Here is an 18,356-nt window from a genome sequence, read left to right on the forward strand (position 1 = left end):
TTATTGCCTGGATCTGACGAGAAAATGCTGTCATGGCGGAAAAAGAGCTAGCGAGAAGCCGACGAGCGATGTTCGTTTATTTTCGTACACATCAAAAATCGAACAACTCTGTATTTCCAAGGCCTTCGGCCTTGTCAAAGCGGCTTTATGAATTTTCCGGGCTAACCTTAGCGAATCAAGTTTTACTACTGTGTGGGTCAATGCACACAAAAAAGATTCACTATTGCTGGTTTGGCAGCCCTCTTCCTGACCTGGAGCGTTCCTATATAAAGGAATGGCAAAAAGTCTTTCCTCATTATGAGATAACCCATTGGAATGAAAAGAACATTCCAAGAGGTCATCCCTATCTTGAAAGTATGTTGAGAGCTGAAAAATGGGCCTTTTTGGCTGACTACGTTCGTCTTTACGCCTTATATCATCATGGCGGGATCTATTTCGATACGGACATTGAAGTTAAACAGAATTTTGAGCACGAGTTGCAAGACGATATCAGCTGCCTCTTTGGTTTTGAATCCGATGAATATCATCACAGGTGCTACGTTGGCACTGCAGTGATCGCTGCACAAAAGCAGGCTCCCTTTATCAAAGCCTTCATGAATCAATATGATATCAGGATGGCCAAAAGGGTCCTTCGAAGAGACTATCTGACAGGCCCAAAGCTACTTACCCGCATACTGCAAGAAAAGGGCCTCAACAAGGCTGTGAGCCAAAAGATCGAAGATATCAAGTTACTCAGCAGGACATTCATGTATCCGGATCAGAGTAACTCTCATGAAGTTGAACACTGTTATACCATCCATCACGAAGCAGGTTCCTGGGTATCCGACTCCGGACCCATGACCCCCATAGAGAAATTTTTCAAGAAAAAAAGAAAGCTTTCCGAGTGGCTGGAAAATACCATCAAAGCCCGCACATGACTTATTCTGGATAACTTAATCCCACGCTTTATGCTTTACCTTAGAGACGATTTTAAAGAAGCCTGGCAAGGCAAAGACCCTCAGTCACTATTGGAAACAATGGATGGAGAGGTTTATAGAGCGCTCGAAGCTCGACGCACCTTTCGATTTGAGCTGAATGGCAGAGGCTATTTTGCAAAAGTGCACGGCGGTGTTGGCTGGTTTGAAATTCTGGAAAATTTTCTGCATTTGCGCAAACCCGTTCTTGGCGCCAGACACGAGTGGGAAGCCCTGAATAAGCTCCATAAAATCGGCATTGATACTATGACGCCTGTCGCTTATGGAGAAACCGGGAAAAATCCTGCCACACTTCGCTCCTTTCTGGTGACCGAAGAGCTGGCCGATATGGTGACTCTGGAAGATTTTTGTGAGCAGTGGAAAAGTCGTCCCCCTTCTTTCCGCCTTAAGCGAACCATTATTTTAAAACTGGCCGACATCAGTAAAAAGCTTCATGACAATGGCATCAATCACCGTGATTACTATCTCTGCCACTTTATGATGCCCAAAACGGACACCCCTGATCCAGAGCACCTGAAATTTTACTTAATCGATCTTCACCGTGCCCAAATCCGTGATGAGATACCAGATCGCTGGCGACTAAAGGATCTTTCTGGTCTTTACTTTTCAGCCATGGATTATGGCATCACCCGACAGGATACTTTTCGATTTCTGAAAGCCTATACTGGATTGCCTCTTAGAGACACATTAAAAAAGTACAGCACGATGCTGACTCAAATTGAGAAAAAGGCAGTAAAGCTGTATCAACGAATGGAACGAAAAGCGGGACAAGGCGACGACTAAAAACAGTCAGGGGCCTAACGCACAAATAACATGCAAATACCTTTATTGATGTCGTCCAGCTGGACACTTATGGAGTCCTATAGAAATACGCCTGTTGGCAATGCTGTTTCTACATTGGACAACACCTTTGCCATGACAGGCGTTGAGATCACCCGGGATATCATCAGCACCATGAGCCGTACCGAGATCAATGGTAAGGGCTACTATTTAAAGCGATATACCGGGGGAGGCAAAAATCTTCGTCGATACATTGGCAGAAGCCGTATCCGAGGGGAATGGGAAAGCATGCTGTTTTTTCATGAATACGGGATTCCGGCAGCCAAAGTTGTGGCGTATGGCCAGGAGATTCAATGGGGTGTTATGACTCACGGGGCCTTGGTGACTGAAGAAGCTCCTAATACTCTGGATCTTCGCCAAATGGTCAGAGACAACATTCCCTGGCTTAGAGACAGGAGCTGGATGGCCAAGGTCATTGAACAGCTCGCTCCAGCGGTCAGAACCATGCACAATCAAAGCTTTATTCACACGGATCTGAAGTGGCGAAATATTCTGGTATCTCAGAAGAAAAATCCCGAGATCTGCTTCATTGATTGTCCTGCTGGACAAAAAGTTCTTCCTTTTTTTCTCGAGCGAGGCATCGTTAAGGATTTGGCCTGCCTTGATAAGATGGGTAAACAACACCTCTCACGCACCCAGCGGCTAAAGTTCTATAAGCTCTATTGTAGTGGCCAGCTTGGGTCAAATGACAAAACTCGCATCCGGAAAATTCTGAATTTCTTTGAAGGAAGGGAATGATATGCCTGACCCATTCCTTCAAGAATGGCAAGCAATGAACTCTGAATTGAAAAAATCAGAGTTCATCCGCCAAGCGCTCTCAAAGCACGAAGCACCTGAAAGTTTTGCCAGACTACTACCAAGGTTTGATCGCCATCTTGAGGAGCACCAGGCTTCACCCAAGCTATTGAATGAAGTACAGCGTATTCGCAAACAGCGAGAAATAAAGCTGGCAGAATGCCTGAAACCAAGAACGGGGTTTACTTATCAAAAGTCCTGGTCTCAATTGGTTATCACAGATCAGAGGGATGAGTGCCCTGAGCTTTCCAAGCTTGTCGCAGACCCAGACACCTTTATTCAGCAAGGTCATATTATAAAGACAGGTACAGCTACCACTGTTGCTATTATTTCATCAGGACAAAAACAGTATTTCATCAAAAGATACAACTCAAAAGGCTTTCTCTATAGCCTGACACGCAGCCTTATTCCATCAAGAGCAGCGGTAACCTGGCATGCTGCTCAACTGCTGGAAAGCATTGGAATTCCAACAGCACGTCCAGTAGCCTTGCTGGAAAAGCGCTGGGGACCCTTTAAACAGACCAGCTATGTGATTCATGAATACATCGAGAGTATTCATGCTATGAAGTACTTTGCAGAAGGGGCTAAACCTCAACCAGAGTGGCGTGTCGTTGCTCAGGAAATCGATGATATTCTCTACACTCTGAAGCGATCCCTGATTATTCATGGTGATCTGAAGGGACAAAACTTCATTATTCGCAATCACCAACCTCTGTTGATAGACCTGGATTCTTTAAGCAGCTATGAGTCCCCAACAGCTTATTTCAGGCAATATCCAAAGGACCTGGCTCGATTCTCCCGCAATTGGAAGAATGAGCCTCAAGCCAGTACTTTTTTTACTCCTGTTATCCACCGTCTCAGTAAAGATATTGTAGATCCCTCATCATTATGACCCACGTTTTATTCAGCATTGTCATTCCTTGCTATAACTACGCCCACACATTGAAACGCTCTGTATTATCGGTGCTAGATCAAGGCTTTAAGAACTATGAACTGCTGATTATTAATGATGGATCGAGTGATGACACAGAGCCGGTAATCCGTGAACTGATGGATCAATATCCCAATTCGTTTCAGTCTATCTCCCAATCAAACAGAGGCCTGGCAGCCACCAGAAACAGAGGTATTTCTGAAACATCCGGACAATATCTGATATTTCTGGATGCCGATGATCAGCTGGCAGAAAACGCTCTGGAGCATCTGAGTCAATCCATTCATACCGATCCTGAAGCACGGATGGTGATTGGAGCCCATATTGCTGTGGAGCCGGATGGCAAAGAACGTTTCAGGCCCCGATCAGAAGTTCCTGAAGATAATATGGCTCTTTTCAAAATGTACCTCTTGAAGGATGAGCTACCGATCGCCAATGGTGCAACTGCCATGCATAGAGAGATCTTTGACCAGTACCAGTATCCTGTACACTTTCGCTGTGTTGAAGACATTCCAATGTTTGCTTATGCGCTGGCTAACTACAAATGCATCACTCTAAATAAGCCTGTCGCTAAAATTCATAAACACGATGACAGTATGCGTAATGACGTAATGCTTGATCTGTCAGTGGGACTGGATCTGGTGAATGAAGTTTTTTGCTCAAAAAGACTGCCTACAGAATTTATGACTCTCAGAGAGCCATACGAGATCAAGCGATTACTGTCTATTTTTAGATCTCTCTATGTTGCTGGTGAGTACCGACACTCCCTGGAGTATTATTGGAAAGCTCTCAAACAATCCCCATCAGCTGTATTTGAATTTGGCTACCTTAGAAAAGCTTTGAGAGCACTACTTTTTAGCTGGAAAAAATAGCAAACCTGTTTAATAAAAGAACACCTCATTCGTTCTTACCGCTTTTCGGAAAAATTCATCTTCACCATAATCCGGTTGATATCGTTTAATGAGTACTTTCTGAAGGCGCTTCCTTAACCATTTTTTCCAACGAATGGGCCTTCTGAGATCATGATTCATTTCAAGAGCCATGATTTTATCTTTTTGTTCAGCATCATGAAGAGTGAATGAGAAAGCACCCGATAGTTTTACCTCATCACTGGTAACAGGGGGTAAGGATACTAACGATCCTGAAGGCCCATAAGGGTGCATATCAGTATTAGCCAGATGATTGGCATAAAACATGATGAAAGCATCCTTGTGCTCACTTTTGTTGATGGCTTCGCGAACAGCCGTCGTACTGTATTGATGATCCTGATGTGCATCGACACTGACGTGAGGTGTCACGACATAATCGGGCTGAAAAAGATTGATCAGCTCAACCAGGTCAGAAACCAGCTGACTCCAACTAGCCGTTCCATGATGGTCAGAAGCCAACTTGAGACTGTTAAACTCCCGGAAAGCTCTGGTATCAGATATACCCGCATATTCAGATTTTATCGGGGTATCAGGACTGTCATGCATTTTTTTCAAATGCTTGCAAAAGTAACCTAACTGGATCACCTGATCACTCTTTAGTCCTGCCCACTGAGGTATAGTGATACTGTCCCAGGCTCTTACCCTGCCTTTAAGAATCGCCGCCTTGTTTTTATCACTTATGTAACAACTGAATGTTTCAGGCTCGGCCTCTCCTGCAGTGATGGTGACAACCAGACTGTTCGTGCTCCTGTATAGACCAAAAGCCGCTATTTCAGCATCATCTGCATGGGGGGAGATATACAAGACTTTTTTACTGGCTAAATCAGGTTTTTTAAAGGAAAGCAGCTCAGCCCCTTCTTTAACAAAGTGACAATGCCTTCCCCTAAGGCTCAATACCGCTGTGTCACTAAGGCCTTCGATAGACGGAGTGAGATTGATATATCGATAACCTCGACAGCCACGTTCAAAATATTGAACATGTCGCTGGCCATCAGACAAAATCCTTAGAGCCGGATCAAACAGCCTCCCGGAAAATCGTGCTTTGATTTTAACTCTGAGAAATACACTGTAATCACCTGACCTCAATGATTCTGGTAACAACAGCACAGATCCATCAAAGGTAGCTTTTTGACAATCCCTATCACCCACTTCCCACTTATAATCACAACGCCTGCGATAATAGATATGATCTGCAAACAATAAACCATGCAGAACATACGCCATTACAAAGAACACTATCCAGAGCCAGCCAGGATACAGATACATTCCAGCACATAATGCAGCAACCACTGCAAGAATGCTCAACAGCTTTAGAGCTCTGAATAAAGGTTTCATAATTTACTTAATCCAGCATTTAAGTGAGTTGTTTATGGTTTAGTCCTACTCAATAAGCATTTTTTCAAGCAGATCACGATAAGCTTCCCTGAAATCATCAATATTATGCCTTTCACAAAGCGCCTTATATAACTCACGACCCTCATCTTCCATTGCGACAGGCGACATTGATAGAAAATACTCCATGGATTGAGCCAGACTCCTTGAATCACCTACTTTGCATACCTGCCCCAAACCCTGAATATAGGGTTTTATCGTGTCAATATCAGTGCCAATAACAGGTAATGCCCCTGACATTCCTTCCAGCAAAGCAAGGGGTAATCCCTCAGTAAATGATGGCAAGGTAAAGACATCAAATGCCTTGACATATTTGATAGCCTCCTCCTTTTTTCCCAATAGGAAAACGCTATCTTGTAAGCCAAGTTGCTCTATCAGCCGTCGAAGATTAAGTTCTTCCTCCCCCCAGCCAATAATAGCCACAGCGGCTTGAGGGTATTTCTGAATTATCTCGGCCAGAGCATTAACCATGACAGCATGACCTTTGATTTCCACCAATCGCCCTATCGTGCCAAAAATAAAGCGGTCTTCAGGCAAGCCTAATTCAGATCTTGCCTGTGCTCTACTCAGCTGAATGGCAACGGCCTGATCAATATCAATAGCATTATTAATCGCTACCGTATTCTGCTCACTCATGCTTGATGTGGTCTTGATTAGATAATTCTGAACTGGCTTGGACACCCCTACAAAACACCAGCGCTCATCAATCAGTCTATTGACCAGTTTTTGCCGATATGAGCGATCGTAATCACCAAATCCATGGGCAATACTGATAAATGCTTTTGTATCCAGCTTATCAGCGAGATTTAGCATGATGTGAGTAGGCTTGAACCTATGACAAATAATACCGTCGAAATGGTTTTCACGACAAAAGCGTAATAATTTTCGTATCGCAAACCAGCGACGAAAACCTTTTAGCTGCTTACTGTTAAAATCAAAATAGACAGAACGCCCAGCCGCGCTGACAGGCTGACCTTCACCAGGCTTCCCCTTCAAGAAGGCTGTGGTGATTTCATACTGTTCAGCTGGTAGTGCCTTGATGATTTGTTCCGCCAGGTCAGAAGACATGACGTTATAGCTGTTTTGAAGCTGTAAAATCTGCTTCCTGTTACTCACTACTGGAGGCCTCCGGGCACTAGATCGAATTGAATAATCAAGACTCCTGCCAGATTCGGAAATATTAACCCTGAATCCAGCAAAGTTCTTTTAAACATCACCCAAACAGAAGTCTAAAGATTCCTCTGAGCGTTTTGACTCTATAGGCTCCTAGGGGAATCATTGAAAGAATCTTTCTGGCCAGTTTCTTATCTGATTTTACTGCCATCAGCAAATAGCTATGCAGTGTTTTCAGCCTCATATACTCATATTGAGGATGATCTGGAAAAGAACCATAGGTTGTCAGTACTGCATTCAACATTAGCTCAAGATTCTTGTAAGTATTGGTTTCATGTATTCGGTAGTAAGCCAGCACATCGTTCAGCATACCTATTTGATACCCCATTGAGGCAATCTTAAACTCAATATAAAGGTCCTCAAGGCGAATATCCGGATTGAACCCTCCAGCCTCGAGCAGTACTTCTTTGCGGAACATCAGAGTAGGCGCAGGGGCACCTTTTTCACGATTAAGGTAAATATCATCGAAGCCTAGGACCCTTGACGGGTAGATTCTTTGCTGTCTATGCAATTGCCCTTGATCATCAATACACAGAATATTACCCCCGCTGATACCTAGTCGAGGGTTCTTCTGCATATAGGTCACTTGCTTCTCGAGCCGGTCCAGCATCATGACATCGTCAGATCCGAAGGGTACGATGTACTCTCCAGAGGCCAAAGCTATTGCCTTGTTCAAAGTTCTGGCCAAGCCCATATTACTCTGCACAACAAACTGAAATTCATAGCGTTTCTGTAATGCTCGAATGATTTCTACGCTGTCGTCCCGAGAGCCATCGTCAATCACGATCAACTCAAAGCTCTGAAAGGTCTGCCGGATCACACTCTCAATCGACTGAACTATGTACAGAGCATGATTATAGGAAGCTATGATGACAGATACTGAAGGCATTTTTCTGATTTACTCGAACTTTGAAGCACCATCATTGTATCATATCACCCTCTCTCTAACAGAAAGGCCGTGTACGTATGCACCAATAGAATTCCCGAATAGGCCTGCTCACTCTCTTGATTCTGTTGCAGACTTAAATCTTTCATCTGTCTCTTAATACTATACTCTCTGGTTTGGTTCATTTTTAACACTCTTTGATGATTATTTCACATATAGACAACTTTCTGGTGCGGTTCATAATCCCACTGGGACTGTTCATCCAGATTTCAAGCATTCATTGGCTTGGTCGAGGGGCTGATGTCAGCCAAACCTACACCTGGTTACTGTTTCCTGCACTGATTTGTTTCCTGCTCAATCTTAAGAGTTTGAGAGACTGGCGACCGGATTTGCAAGAACTGTGTATTACAGGCTTCCTTCTTCTGGCCATGGCTTCCTGGTGGTGGGGTGTATCTGAAAAATCCTGGATAGATGTAATGAAAAAATGTCTTTACATCTCCATGTATCTTTATGCCATTAGCAGGTTATCTCAAAAGGGATACTTACTTGAAAAAACATTGATTGCCTCAGCCGTTATCGCTGTGGTGGGAGCGGCCGTTGCTCTGATTAATCAATATGTCGTGCAGGACCATAGTCTAAGTTACCGATCCTACAGAATATCCAGCATGGGTATTGCCCGGTTTGGCGATATGGGCAACCCCATTCCCGCTGGTATTTATTTTGGCGCTATTGCAGCACTGCTCTTTAGTTGGACCTGCACAACCCTGCTCAAGCCATGGCAACTAACCCTTTCCATAGCTGGCGTATGCACTCTACTTCTTTATGTTCTTATGACCGGTTCCAGAGGCCCTCAGCTGGCAACGGCTGTTGCCTTTCTCGCAGCATGTCTTGTCATTAGAAACAAACGAACCAAGCTGTTCCTGGTTTTAGGCCTCATTACTGCCATCATAGGCCCGTATCTGCTCCAGGAAGCCTTTTTTGAAATTAACAAAGACTCTACTCTTAACGGTCGAGTTCCAATCTGGCTCTCAACCTTGGGGCATATCTCTGAGAGCCCATGGATAGGACATGGTCCGGGCTATAAGATGTCCAATCCCTGGCAAGGAACATACTTTACCTATGCACACAACTACTACCTCCAATCCATACTAAATTACGGCCTTTTGGGCTTTGCCTTGTTTGCTGGAATCATTGGCTCAACTCTGCATCTGATGAAGAAACACTGGCAGAATAAGCTGGTAAAAATCAGCTTCTTTCTTCTCATTTACGGAATGGCCTGTATGCTGACGGAAATATCCCGTCTCATCATCATTCCGGATGAAGCCTGGTTGATTTTCTGGTTACCTGTTGGCTTAGTGATCGGAGCAAAATACAAATCGACCCATTACCCCCAATACCAGACAGCCCATACGGCCAAATTCACTGTCTCTGATAAGATCAAATCAGAATTTTCTGAAGAAAAGGCATCCAACAAATGAAAATTATGATTACCGGAGGTGCCGGGTTTATTGGTGCTGCACTGGTGAGACACATCATCCGCCATACTGAACATCATGTGATCAACGTCGATAAGCTTACCTACGCAGGAAACCTTGACTCATTAGCTGAAACTGCGGATCACCCTCGCCATAGTTTCCATCAGGTTGATATCTGCCAGAATCAAGCCATTGAAGAATTGCTGGCTTACTATCAGCCTGACGCCATCATGCATCTTGCCGCAGAGTCTCACGTAGATCGTTCCATTGATGGACCTGCAGACTTTATTCAAACGAATATTGTCGGGACATTCACCTTGCTGGAGGCCGCCAGAAAATACTGGCTTGGATTATCCAAAGAAGCCAGACAGGGTTTCAGGTTTCATCATATCTCTACTGATGAGGTATATGGGGACTTAGGAGAAACAGGCCTCTTTACAGAACAAACCCCCTATGAGCCGAGCTCTCCCTATTCAGCCTCCAAAGCCTCCTCCGACCATTTAGCTCGAGCCTGGCAGAGAACCTATGGGCTCCCTGTGCTGATCACTAACTGTTCGAATAATTACGGACACTACCAATTTCCAGAGAAGCTTATTCCATTAGTGATCCTCAATGCTCTGGAAGGAAAGCCACTGCCTATCTATGGTGAGGGACTACAGGTAAGAGACTGGCTCCATGTTGACGATCATGCTCGTGCACTACTTAAGGTTCTCGAGGAAGGCAGCATTGGAGAAACCTACAACATAGGCGGGCATAATGAGCGTCAGAATATTCAGGTCGTAGAAGCTATCTGTTCTTTACTTGATGAGCTTTGCCCCGAAAAAACAGCCGGGATAAATAGTTATTCAGAATTGATTACATTTGTAGAAGATCGCCCAGGACATGATGTTCGCTACGCTATTGATGCCAGTAAGATAGCCAGAGAGCTTGGGTGGACCCCGGAAGAAACTTTTGAATCAGGTATTCGTAAAACGGTTATCTGGTACCTGGAGAACCAACCCTGGTGCCAGTCTGTACAATCTGGCAACTACCAGCGACAACGTTTAGGTATAGAGGGCAAACAATAAATGAAAGGGATCATTCTTGCAGGCGGGTCTGGCACTCGCCTTTATCCAGTGACTCAGGCTGTATCCAAACAGCTAACCCCTGTTTACGACAAACCTATGATTTATTACCCGCTCAGCACACTCATGCTGGCAGGTATCAGAGACATTCTTGTCATTACAACGCCTGACGACCAGATTCAATTTCAACGTCTTTTGGGTGATGGCCGTCAGTGGGGTTGCTCAATCCAATACGCGGTTCAGCCTTCCCCCGATGGCTTGGCACAGGCCTTCATTATCGGCTCTGAATTTTTAGGTAACGATCCTTGTGCACTCGTTCTGGGAGACAACCTGTTTTTTGGCGACCAACTCGCCTCAATGATGTCTCAAGCTGTCCAGTGCAGCAATGATTGCGCTACAGTCTTTGCCTATCCGGTTCAAGACCCCGATCGTTATGGAGTGGTTGAGTTTGACAATGAAGGGACGGCTATTTCAATTGAAGAAAAACCCTCTGAGCCAAAGTCTCGTCATGCGGTAACAGGTCTGTATTTTTATGATAACCAGGTCATTGATATTGCCAGGGAAGTTCGTCCTTCCGAGCGAGGCGAACTGGAGATAACCTCTGTCAACCAAATTTATCTGGAGCAGCAAAGACTCAAAGTAGAAGTGATGGGAAGAGGGATGGCCTGGCTTGATACGGGTACCCATGACGCACTCCTGGAAGCTAGTCATTTTGTGCAGACTATTGAAAAACGACAAGGCTTAAAGATTGCAGCACTGGAAGAAATTGCTTGGCGGAATGGTTGGATCAATGACACAGAGTTCCAGAAATTAGCCACAAGTCTTCTGAAAAGCGGCTATGGTCGATACTTACTTTCTTTACTGGAGTGATGAGCGCTCAACCAGCCCTATGAGTAATCATGGATGCCTCAATACCGATAGCTTGATGACAGTCTTGAAACTCTATAGAGTTGCGCAACTATTCATTTGTACAGACTGTTCGCAGGCCGGGCACCAGATCGACAGTACCAGGAAACATAAATGGCAAAGATTGACGAACTCAAAACGATACTGGCGGAAGTGCTGGAAATTGATACCCAAGCGTTTGACAAAGAAACCCAGCTCTTGGGAGCCCTACCTGAATTTGACTCTATGGCCGTGGTCGGTGTAATTACAGCTATGGAAGAATCCTTCGGTATCAACGTGGCAGATGATGACATTGATGCCACTATCTTTGAAACAGTTGGCAGCTTACTGAATTACATTAATCAGGCTCCCTGAATAATAGATGTAAAGTAAAAGTCATTTCTCTTGATGACTTTTCAATCAAGCGGATCAGGGTGTTGCCAGTACGACCAGCTCAGAATAGCTGGCATTCACTCTATCGGCTGGAAGATTACCCCGGTACTGTTTGGGCTGGGAGAAATGTTTCAACCGAGACAACATCAGCTTTCTACCGCCGAGAAATCGCTCATCGACTTGCAGCCCTTTCACGCCCAAAGTCATACAAAGCTTCCAGCGAATCTGCCCGATGGTTTCTCTAAACAGTTCCGTGCTTCCTATGCAGTGGATATGAGCTCGCCCCAGGCGGCGCGTGCCTAGCAAATAACAAACTCTGGCTTTCTTTCTGATCACACACTGCCATACATCCAGATCATCATGAGCATCAAAACACTGTCGTTCCTGTTCAGTTAAAAACGCTCTAACCGAACCAGGCTCAGTGATCAGTTCTACAGTGCCCATGAATGAAGGTACCGGATAAATAACTCTTGCCGCTGTATCAAGATCTTTAAAGCCTAACTTTTTATAGACAGCATAAGCTTCGGGAGAAGAGGTCAGACTGGTTAACACCAAAGACTTTTGTCGGAGAAATGGCATCAACAACATCATTGAAGAGCTGCGATAGGCTTCATCCACAATCCAGCTGTTAAGATTACAAACCGAATGATGCTGCCCATCAATACCTTCTGAATGGAGTCCTCCAACTAAATAGAGTCCTCCAACTAAATAGAGTCCTCCAAGAAAACCTACAATTTGCTCACCCGTGTCAAGCACATAGCCTGGTGACCAGTTTTTTTGGTTCCATAGATTAGTGAAAAGTCTTTTCCAGACGGCTTCAGTAAAACGAGTGTCGTTAAGCTGCCTTAGCAGGGGATAGACTTGCGCAAAGTCTTCAGCAACAGCAGCACGCACTTTAGCTTTAGGCAAGTCAGCAGCCATTACACAAGCAACTCCCTGACATGTGGATGGCTGAGAAAGCCCTGTGGACTGGCCGTTGCGCCATAAGCCCCTGACTGGAATACCACCACCAGATCGCCTACCTCAGCGACGGGTAATTCCAGCTTTGCCCCAACAATGTCGAGAGGCGTGCACAATGGTCCCACAATCTCGACGACTTCCTTCTCTACTCCATCAATTCGATTGGCAATCAATACAGGATAGTTTTTCCGAATCACCTGACCAAAATTACCGGAATTCGACAAATGATGATGAAGACCACCGTCCGTCATTAGAAAAGTTTGTCCCCGGGACTGCTTTTTATCGGTAACTCGACACAAGTAATAGCCCGCTTCACCGACCAGATAGCGTCCCAACTCCATGACTATGTCAGAATGCTTAAAGCTGCCGGCACGATGACTCATCAGTTGTTGCAGATTTTCCGCCACAGGTCGAACATCCAGCTTTTGCTCGCCTGGAAAATAAGGAATACCTAATCCGCCACCTATATTGACGTGCCGAACAGGCCCACGAACTAACCCTGAAAGCCGCTCAGCTAACTCAAAGGTTTTATTGTGGGCATCAACCAGAGCTTTCGGATTAAGATTCTGTGATCCTGAAAAAATATGAAAACCATAGAAATCTATTTTTCCCGTATCCAAAGCAGACAATAACTCCGGCATCTGCTCTGCATCGATACCAAACTGCTTTGGTCCCCCAGCCATCTTCATTCCGGATGATTTGAGTTCAAAGTCAGGATTCACCCGAAAAGCCACCCGAGGCTTAATACCCATATTTGAAGACAGCTGATATAACCTTTCCAGCTCCAGACAGGATTCAACGTTTATCACTATATTGGCAGCCACAGCAGCCCTGAGCTCTTCTGCTCTTTTTGCTGGCCCGGCAAAACTGATCACTTCCGGATCAATACCAGCGCCAATAGCGATCATCATTTCATTTTGAGAAGCCACATCCAAACCGTCCAGCAAGCCTGCCATATGATGAACCACAGCAGGCATAGGGTTTGCTTTGATGGCATAGTGCAGTTTCAACTCAGAGGGCATGAGTTCACGGAGAGCCTGTACACGTTCAGTAAGAAAACTCCTGTCGTATATATAACTAGGCGTACCTCCAGCTATCTCAACCACCTGTTCAGCAGAACGGCCAGCTATCTGAAGAGCATTATCTTTTACAGTAATAGTCTGCAGACGATCATGCTGCTTGCTCATTGATTTTCTCCCGATACAAACAGATTTGCATACTCTGTAGCTAACCGTTTTCGATCAATTTTACCATTCGGATTCCTGACCAGGGAGCTCTTGATAATCACTTTGGAAGGCATCATGTAGGAGGGCATATGTTTTTGACAGTATTTAGTGATCTGCTGCTCTACAATCTGCTGCTCAGCTACAGGCACGAGCACTACTACGATGGCTTGCCCCAGTCGCCAATGGGACACCCCGATAGCGGCCACTTCTGATACCATTCCAGAGCTATAAAGCAGTTCTTCAAGCTCAGAAGGGCTCACCCGATAGCCAGAAGTTTTTATCATGTCGTCTTTTCGACCCACAAAATAGAGGTAACCCTCTTCATCTTGAGTCACAATGTCTCCAGACCACACTGCCAGTTCTGGCACCGGAATACCCTCAACGCTTAACGGAGCCTGTTTAAAACGTTCCGCCGTTCGATCAATATCATTCCAATAACCCAAAGCGACCAGACTTCCCCTGTGAACCAACTCTCCGGATTCATGAGGCTGACATGGCAAACCACTTTCATTGATCACAATCAACTCAGCATTGGGGATCGCTTTACCCATTGAAGTGGGGCGACGTTCTATCTCCTCAGGTGGAAGATAGCTGGACCGGAAGGCTTCCGTCAGGCCATACATCAAATAAGGGGATGCGTTCGGCATTCTGCTTCGAAGGGCCGTCAGTGTTGATGTGGGCATGGCTCCGCCAGAATTTGTGAAATATCTCAGATACTGACCCGCTTCCTCAGGCCAATTCATTTCAGCAAGCTGGATCCACAAAGGTGGCACCAGTGCCAAACCAGTAATTTTCTGTTGAACTATTTGCTTGAGAATATCGGCAGGTAACAAATACTCCAGTAAGTAACAGCTGGCACCGGATACAAATGCCGAAGTCAATTGGCTGAAACCATAATCAAAACTAAATGGCAACACACAGAGAATTCGGTCAGATACAGTGTTTTGAAGATATTCTGCAACACTGTAGGCACCGGTCACTATATTACGATGAGAAAGCACTACCCCTTTGGGCCTGCCTGTGCTGCCCGAAGTGTAAAGAATGGCTGCCATATCCATATCAATGGACGGATACGATACCCACTCTTTCTCGTCCTTAAGAAAATCTGTCCAGGCCAGCACAGAATGAGAACTTTCTTCCTGATGCCCGTCAACCAAGACAACGTGACACAAGTCATGACAATCTTTCAGACTGCTCTCAAGTTGCTTGTAGCGAGCCTTATTGGTTATCAGAATTCTGGCGTTGCAGTCCTTAAGGATGTGCAGCACTTGTGGCGCTTTGAGTACCGGATTGACCGGAACCATGACTCCACCTGCAGCCGTTGCACCAAAGTAACTAAAAACAGCTTCAGCCGTTTTTGGCAAATAAACCGCTACTCTCTCATGCCTGGATAAGCCAACATTCTGGAAGCCTGCCGCCACATTTTTCACATGCTGGGCGACCGAAGCATAATCATACCACTGAGACTTCCCCCCCAGAGCTTGGGAAAAAGGGGCTCTCTCAGCCTGATCAAACAGCAATTGATGTAACAGCTGACTCATGCTGAAATCCGTAAATACTGACACTGACCCGCCATTGTAACAAACATCTCTTTACGATGTTGCTGTGCGGGACGTAAGTACAACCAAATTGCAATAAAAAGCTCTTGCATTTTAAAGTGAAGACTGGATAAATCACTCTTCGAATTGATGGTTGGAACAGATGATATTTAGCCCATTCTTTCTATCAGACTGATTGAACCCCGACATTAAAAAAGCCGTTCTATGCAACATAACTTTGAGCACGACGTTTCCCAACTTGAAAAGAATATCCTCCCCGAAAACTGGGAATGGATCAGTTGCTCCAAGCAGGCAAAAATGGCTCGCTATAACGGTAGTCCAACATGCTATTTCAAAGAGTTTATTCCTAAAAGTCGCTTAGAAGTGATTAAGTCAAAATTCAGAGGAACACGGTGTGAAGTTTGGGCCAGACAGGCCAAAATCGGTATGGAAGCTGGCTTTGAAGTTCCAGCCATATTAGCGACTGGAATACTCAAAAATAAGCATCACTATTTAATTACTGCTGCAGGACCTAGTGGCGCAGTTTCAAACTTTCTGGTGCGAAAGCCAGAGAATGATGAAGAAAACAGACAAGAGTGGATAAAGGCTTTTGGTCAATATATTGGGCAAATGCACAAAGCAGGCATAGTCCATGGAGATCTGCGTGCAGGGAACATTCTGATGGAACCTTCTCAACCACCTCGCTTTGTCATGATTGATATTGAACGAAACAGCCATCACTCTATAGTCCCTATATCGCTGGTCAAAAAGAACCTGGTTCAGCTGATAAAGAGAATATCGTTCAAGGACTTCACTGCTAAAGATCGGCTACTGTTTTTCAAACACTATAATTGCGTTTACCAAAGATTTGATAAAAAAGAACAGAAAGAACTTGCCTTCGAAATCATCAATCTTGTCAAAAAACAGAATCTCTGGGGTGGTAGCAAGAACGTTTAATCATGCTCCACCCGCAAACATAACGCATTAAATAATGCGTATTTGCACCCTGTAAAGAGCACAGATTATTCTGGCTACCAGGGCATTTGCTGAAGATTTCCACAACCTCCGATCAACCCACAGCTCTGATGTCCTGGTGTAGGGCCTTTTTTCACCCCTGATCACTGTTCGATTCAGAAAACTCACAATCCTGCTTAAACGAAGTGGTCGATACTCGAAGCGCTTATTTGGAATCAGGTGGCTCTCTTCCGGCGAAAAAAACGAAACCCTCCCACCTTTCAAGCAAACGTCATAACACTCTTTACCTATTTCCCCAGTGGTGGCCAAACTCAAATCTTTTGTAAGAAACATTACCTTCCTTGTTGAATCAGGATACATATTTCTAAAAATAGGAGCATTCTTTTCTTCAAGTTCAATTCTTTGTTCTGTAGGAAAAGATTTTGAACCCGCGTGATGCAAGACAGACTTAATACATACGCCTGTATAGTTATTTTCTGTATTCAGATCTCGACCTAAGGCAGTATCTTCAAAATATCCCTTACCAAAAACAGGATTAAATCCACCGACATTCAAGAAAGCACTTTTTCTTATTAAAAATGCATACCCTGAGAGCATAAATGTCTTTACAATATTATGTTCAGACTCATATTTCCTAAATTCATCAACATCAAAAGGAAACATAGGGTTCACTGCCATAAGATTGGGAGAGAGCTCCATGGATCTTATGAGGGGACCAAGAAAATCATTTTCAGCCACTGTATCAGAGTTTAAAACAAGAACTAATTCTTTTTCAGAAAACTCAAAACCTTTATTGACATTGGCACCGTAACCCAGATTTTTAGAATTCCTGACCAGCTCTATTTCAGGCTGATCTAACGACTCCAAATACTGTTTAGTTTCTTCATCTGAACAATCATCCATAATTATAATTTTATTTATATGATGACTAACATGTTCATACAAAGATTCAATACACGCTTTCGTATAATCAAGAGCATTGAAAACAGGAATAATGACATCAACTTTTTTCATAGGAAAGCCATACTACCATAATTAACACCATCCATTAGATAGATTTAAGTCCATATATAAAAACGAGCTTATAATGCATTCTGATAAACATCTTATCAAAAAAACAGTTAAATGCTGTGAAAAATACGGAAAAACCAACCTCCTGATATAGACTTTTCGTGAACTCACTCCAATAAGCAAAGTGCATGCATGACTTCAATACTTTTTTCGATCAGGTTTTTATCATTAACCTGAATGAAAGGTCAGAACGCTGGGAAAAAATCGAACAGCACCTCAAACACTTTGGATTCAAGAACTACCAAAGAATAGCCGCCATTCGCCCGTCTATGGATGAACTTGATACTGAAACACTTTCTGAACTGAATTATGGACCTGAACACTGGACCGTAGAATCTTTTCCAGTTTATCTGCGGGGTGCAACCGGATGCCTGAAAAGCCATATCAAAGCGCTTGAAACAGCAATTGCGTCAGATCTTGATAACTATCTGGTCTTTGAGGATGATGCATTTATATTAGAAGGGTCACAGAAGACCCTTAATCAGGCTATACAAGAGCTTGTCAGACTGCCCTCATGGGATATGTTTTACCTTGGGGGTCGACACCGCTCGAGAAGACCTCAGAAATCAGCCGGAAAGTATCTTGACCGAGTATACTGCACTTATGAAGCCCACGCTTACAGTGTGAATTCCAGATTTTACAATGATCTTCACCAGAGACTTATATTATGCCAATCTGAAATTGATCACTTTTTAGCTGAAAAAATACACCCTGAGTTTGATGTATATTCCTGCAGACCCCTTGTCTCATTTCAATCTGGCAGCACTTCTGACATTTTTGGAACTCCTCTTACTACTAGAAAGAAAAGTTTTATAGCAAAAGTAAAAAAACTCATCAAAAAGCCATGAA

18 protein-coding genes are annotated in these 18,356 nt (G+C 44.2%); 11 read left to right on the forward strand and 7 right to left on the reverse strand.

Features of this window, described 5'->3' with window-relative positions; translation table 11 throughout:
* Positions 1-200 precede the first annotated feature (200 nt).
* From ACR2PX_RS19760 to ACR2PX_RS19780, 5 genes are read left to right on the forward strand one after another with little or no spacing between them, the layout of a single operon-like run.
* Positions 201-917, forward strand: coding sequence for a glycosyltransferase family 32 protein (locus ACR2PX_RS19760; RefSeq protein ID WP_434001076.1), 717 nt, complete (start codon positions 201-203; stop codon positions 915-917).
* Between the two features lie 30 nt (positions 918-947).
* The gene (rfaP, locus tag ACR2PX_RS19765) at positions 948-1,757 is read left to right on the forward strand and encodes a lipopolysaccharide core heptose(I) kinase RfaP (protein WP_434001077.1); all 810 of its coding nucleotides are present in this window, start codon (positions 948-950) and stop codon (positions 1,755-1,757) included.
* A gap of 30 nt (positions 1,758-1,787) precedes the next feature.
* The gene (locus ACR2PX_RS19770) at positions 1,788-2,552 is read left to right on the forward strand and encodes a lipopolysaccharide kinase InaA family protein (protein WP_434001078.1); all 765 of its coding nucleotides are present in this window, start codon (positions 1,788-1,790) and stop codon (positions 2,550-2,552) included.
* Between the two features lies 1 nt (position 2,553).
* Entirely contained in the window at positions 2,554-3,501 is a 948-nt protein-coding gene (locus tag ACR2PX_RS19775) for a lipopolysaccharide kinase InaA family protein (protein ID WP_434001079.1), read from the forward strand.
* Positions 3,498-4,412, forward strand: a complete 915-nt coding sequence (locus tag ACR2PX_RS19780) for a glycosyltransferase family 2 protein (protein ID WP_434001080.1) — start codon at positions 3,498-3,500, stop codon at positions 4,410-4,412. Before ACR2PX_RS19775 ends, ACR2PX_RS19780 begins: the two co-directional genes overlap by 4 nt.
* 9 nt (positions 4,413-4,421) lie before the next feature.
* On the opposite strand, the gene ACR2PX_RS19785 is transcribed toward ACR2PX_RS19780, so the two are convergent.
* From ACR2PX_RS19785 to ACR2PX_RS19795, 3 genes are all read right to left on the reverse strand, one after another.
* Positions 4,422-5,804 carry a PIG-L family deacetylase gene (locus tag ACR2PX_RS19785; protein WP_434001081.1) on the reverse strand — a complete coding sequence of 461 codons (1,383 nt, stop codon included), beginning with the start codon at positions 5,802-5,804 and terminating at the stop codon, positions 4,422-4,424.
* 45 nt (positions 5,805-5,849) lie between these two features.
* Positions 5,850-6,977, reverse strand: a complete 1,128-nt coding sequence (locus ACR2PX_RS19790) for a glycosyltransferase (RefSeq protein ID WP_434001082.1) — start codon at positions 6,975-6,977, stop codon at positions 5,850-5,852.
* Between the two features lie 97 nt (positions 6,978-7,074).
* Positions 7,075-7,923 (reverse strand): glycosyltransferase family 2 protein, encoded by an 849-nt coding sequence (locus tag ACR2PX_RS19795; RefSeq protein ID WP_434001083.1) that lies wholly within the window; start codon positions 7,921-7,923, stop codon positions 7,075-7,077.
* A gap of 227 nt (positions 7,924-8,150) precedes the next feature.
* Here ACR2PX_RS19795 and ACR2PX_RS19800 point away from each other — a divergent pair, with 227 nt between their 5' ends.
* From ACR2PX_RS19800 to ACR2PX_RS19815, 4 genes are all read left to right on the forward strand, one after another.
* A complete protein-coding gene (locus ACR2PX_RS19800) occupies positions 8,151-9,398 on the forward strand; it encodes an O-antigen ligase family protein (RefSeq protein ID WP_434001084.1) in 1,248 nt (415 codons plus the stop codon).
* The gene (gene rfbB, locus ACR2PX_RS19805; protein WP_434001085.1) at positions 9,395-10,462 is read left to right on the forward strand and encodes a dTDP-glucose 4,6-dehydratase; all 1,068 of its coding nucleotides are present in this window, start codon (positions 9,395-9,397) and stop codon (positions 10,460-10,462) included. Before ACR2PX_RS19800 ends, rfbB begins: the two co-directional genes overlap by 4 nt.
* Complete coding sequence (rfbA, locus tag ACR2PX_RS19810) at positions 10,463-11,329, forward strand: glucose-1-phosphate thymidylyltransferase RfbA (RefSeq protein WP_434001086.1); 867 nt, start codon at positions 10,463-10,465, stop codon at positions 11,327-11,329.
* Between the two features lie 150 nt (positions 11,330-11,479).
* The gene (locus ACR2PX_RS19815; RefSeq protein WP_434001087.1) at positions 11,480-11,719 is read left to right on the forward strand and encodes an acyl carrier protein; all 240 of its coding nucleotides are present in this window, start codon (positions 11,480-11,482) and stop codon (positions 11,717-11,719) included.
* A gap of 54 nt (positions 11,720-11,773) precedes the next feature.
* On the opposite strand, the gene ACR2PX_RS19820 is transcribed toward ACR2PX_RS19815, so the two are convergent.
* Genes ACR2PX_RS19820 through ACR2PX_RS19830 form a run of 3 tightly spaced genes read right to left on the reverse strand, consistent with a single transcriptional unit; the run spans position 11,774 to position 15,464 of the window.
* On the reverse strand, positions 11,774-12,658 hold the full coding sequence (locus tag ACR2PX_RS19820; protein WP_434001088.1) for a hypothetical protein: 885 nt from the start codon (positions 12,656-12,658) through the stop codon (positions 11,774-11,776).
* Positions 12,658-13,884 (reverse strand): pyridoxal-dependent decarboxylase, exosortase A system-associated, encoded by a 1,227-nt coding sequence (locus ACR2PX_RS19825; protein ID WP_434001089.1) that lies wholly within the window; start codon positions 13,882-13,884, stop codon positions 12,658-12,660. Before ACR2PX_RS19825 ends, ACR2PX_RS19820 begins: the two co-directional genes overlap by 1 nt.
* The gene (locus tag ACR2PX_RS19830) at positions 13,881-15,464 is read right to left on the reverse strand and encodes an acyl-CoA ligase (AMP-forming), exosortase A system-associated (protein ID WP_434001090.1); all 1,584 of its coding nucleotides are present in this window, start codon (positions 15,462-15,464) and stop codon (positions 13,881-13,883) included. The genes ACR2PX_RS19825 and ACR2PX_RS19830 overlap by 4 nt, the downstream gene beginning before the upstream one ends.
* A 222-nt stretch (positions 15,465-15,686) precedes the next feature.
* On the opposite strand from ACR2PX_RS19830, the gene ACR2PX_RS19835 reads away from it, so the two are divergent.
* The gene (locus ACR2PX_RS19835; RefSeq protein WP_434001091.1) at positions 15,687-16,418 is read left to right on the forward strand and encodes a lipopolysaccharide kinase InaA family protein; all 732 of its coding nucleotides are present in this window, start codon (positions 15,687-15,689) and stop codon (positions 16,416-16,418) included.
* Between the two features lie 27 nt (positions 16,419-16,445).
* On the opposite strand, the gene ACR2PX_RS19840 is transcribed toward ACR2PX_RS19835, so the two are convergent.
* Positions 16,446-17,450, reverse strand: coding sequence for a glycosyltransferase family 2 protein (locus ACR2PX_RS19840; protein WP_434001092.1), 1,005 nt, complete (start codon positions 17,448-17,450; stop codon positions 16,446-16,448).
* A gap of 185 nt (positions 17,451-17,635) precedes the next feature.
* Between ACR2PX_RS19840 and ACR2PX_RS19845 the strand changes: the two genes are divergently transcribed.
* The gene (locus ACR2PX_RS19845; protein ID WP_434001093.1) at positions 17,636-18,355 is read left to right on the forward strand and encodes a glycosyltransferase family 25 protein; all 720 of its coding nucleotides are present in this window, start codon (positions 17,636-17,638) and stop codon (positions 18,353-18,355) included.
* Position 18,356: the final 1 nt, after the last annotated feature.

The organism is Endozoicomonas sp. (assembly GCF_051008435.1).
Taxonomy (GTDB): domain Bacteria; phylum Pseudomonadota; class Gammaproteobacteria; order Pseudomonadales; family Endozoicomonadaceae; genus Endozoicomonas_A.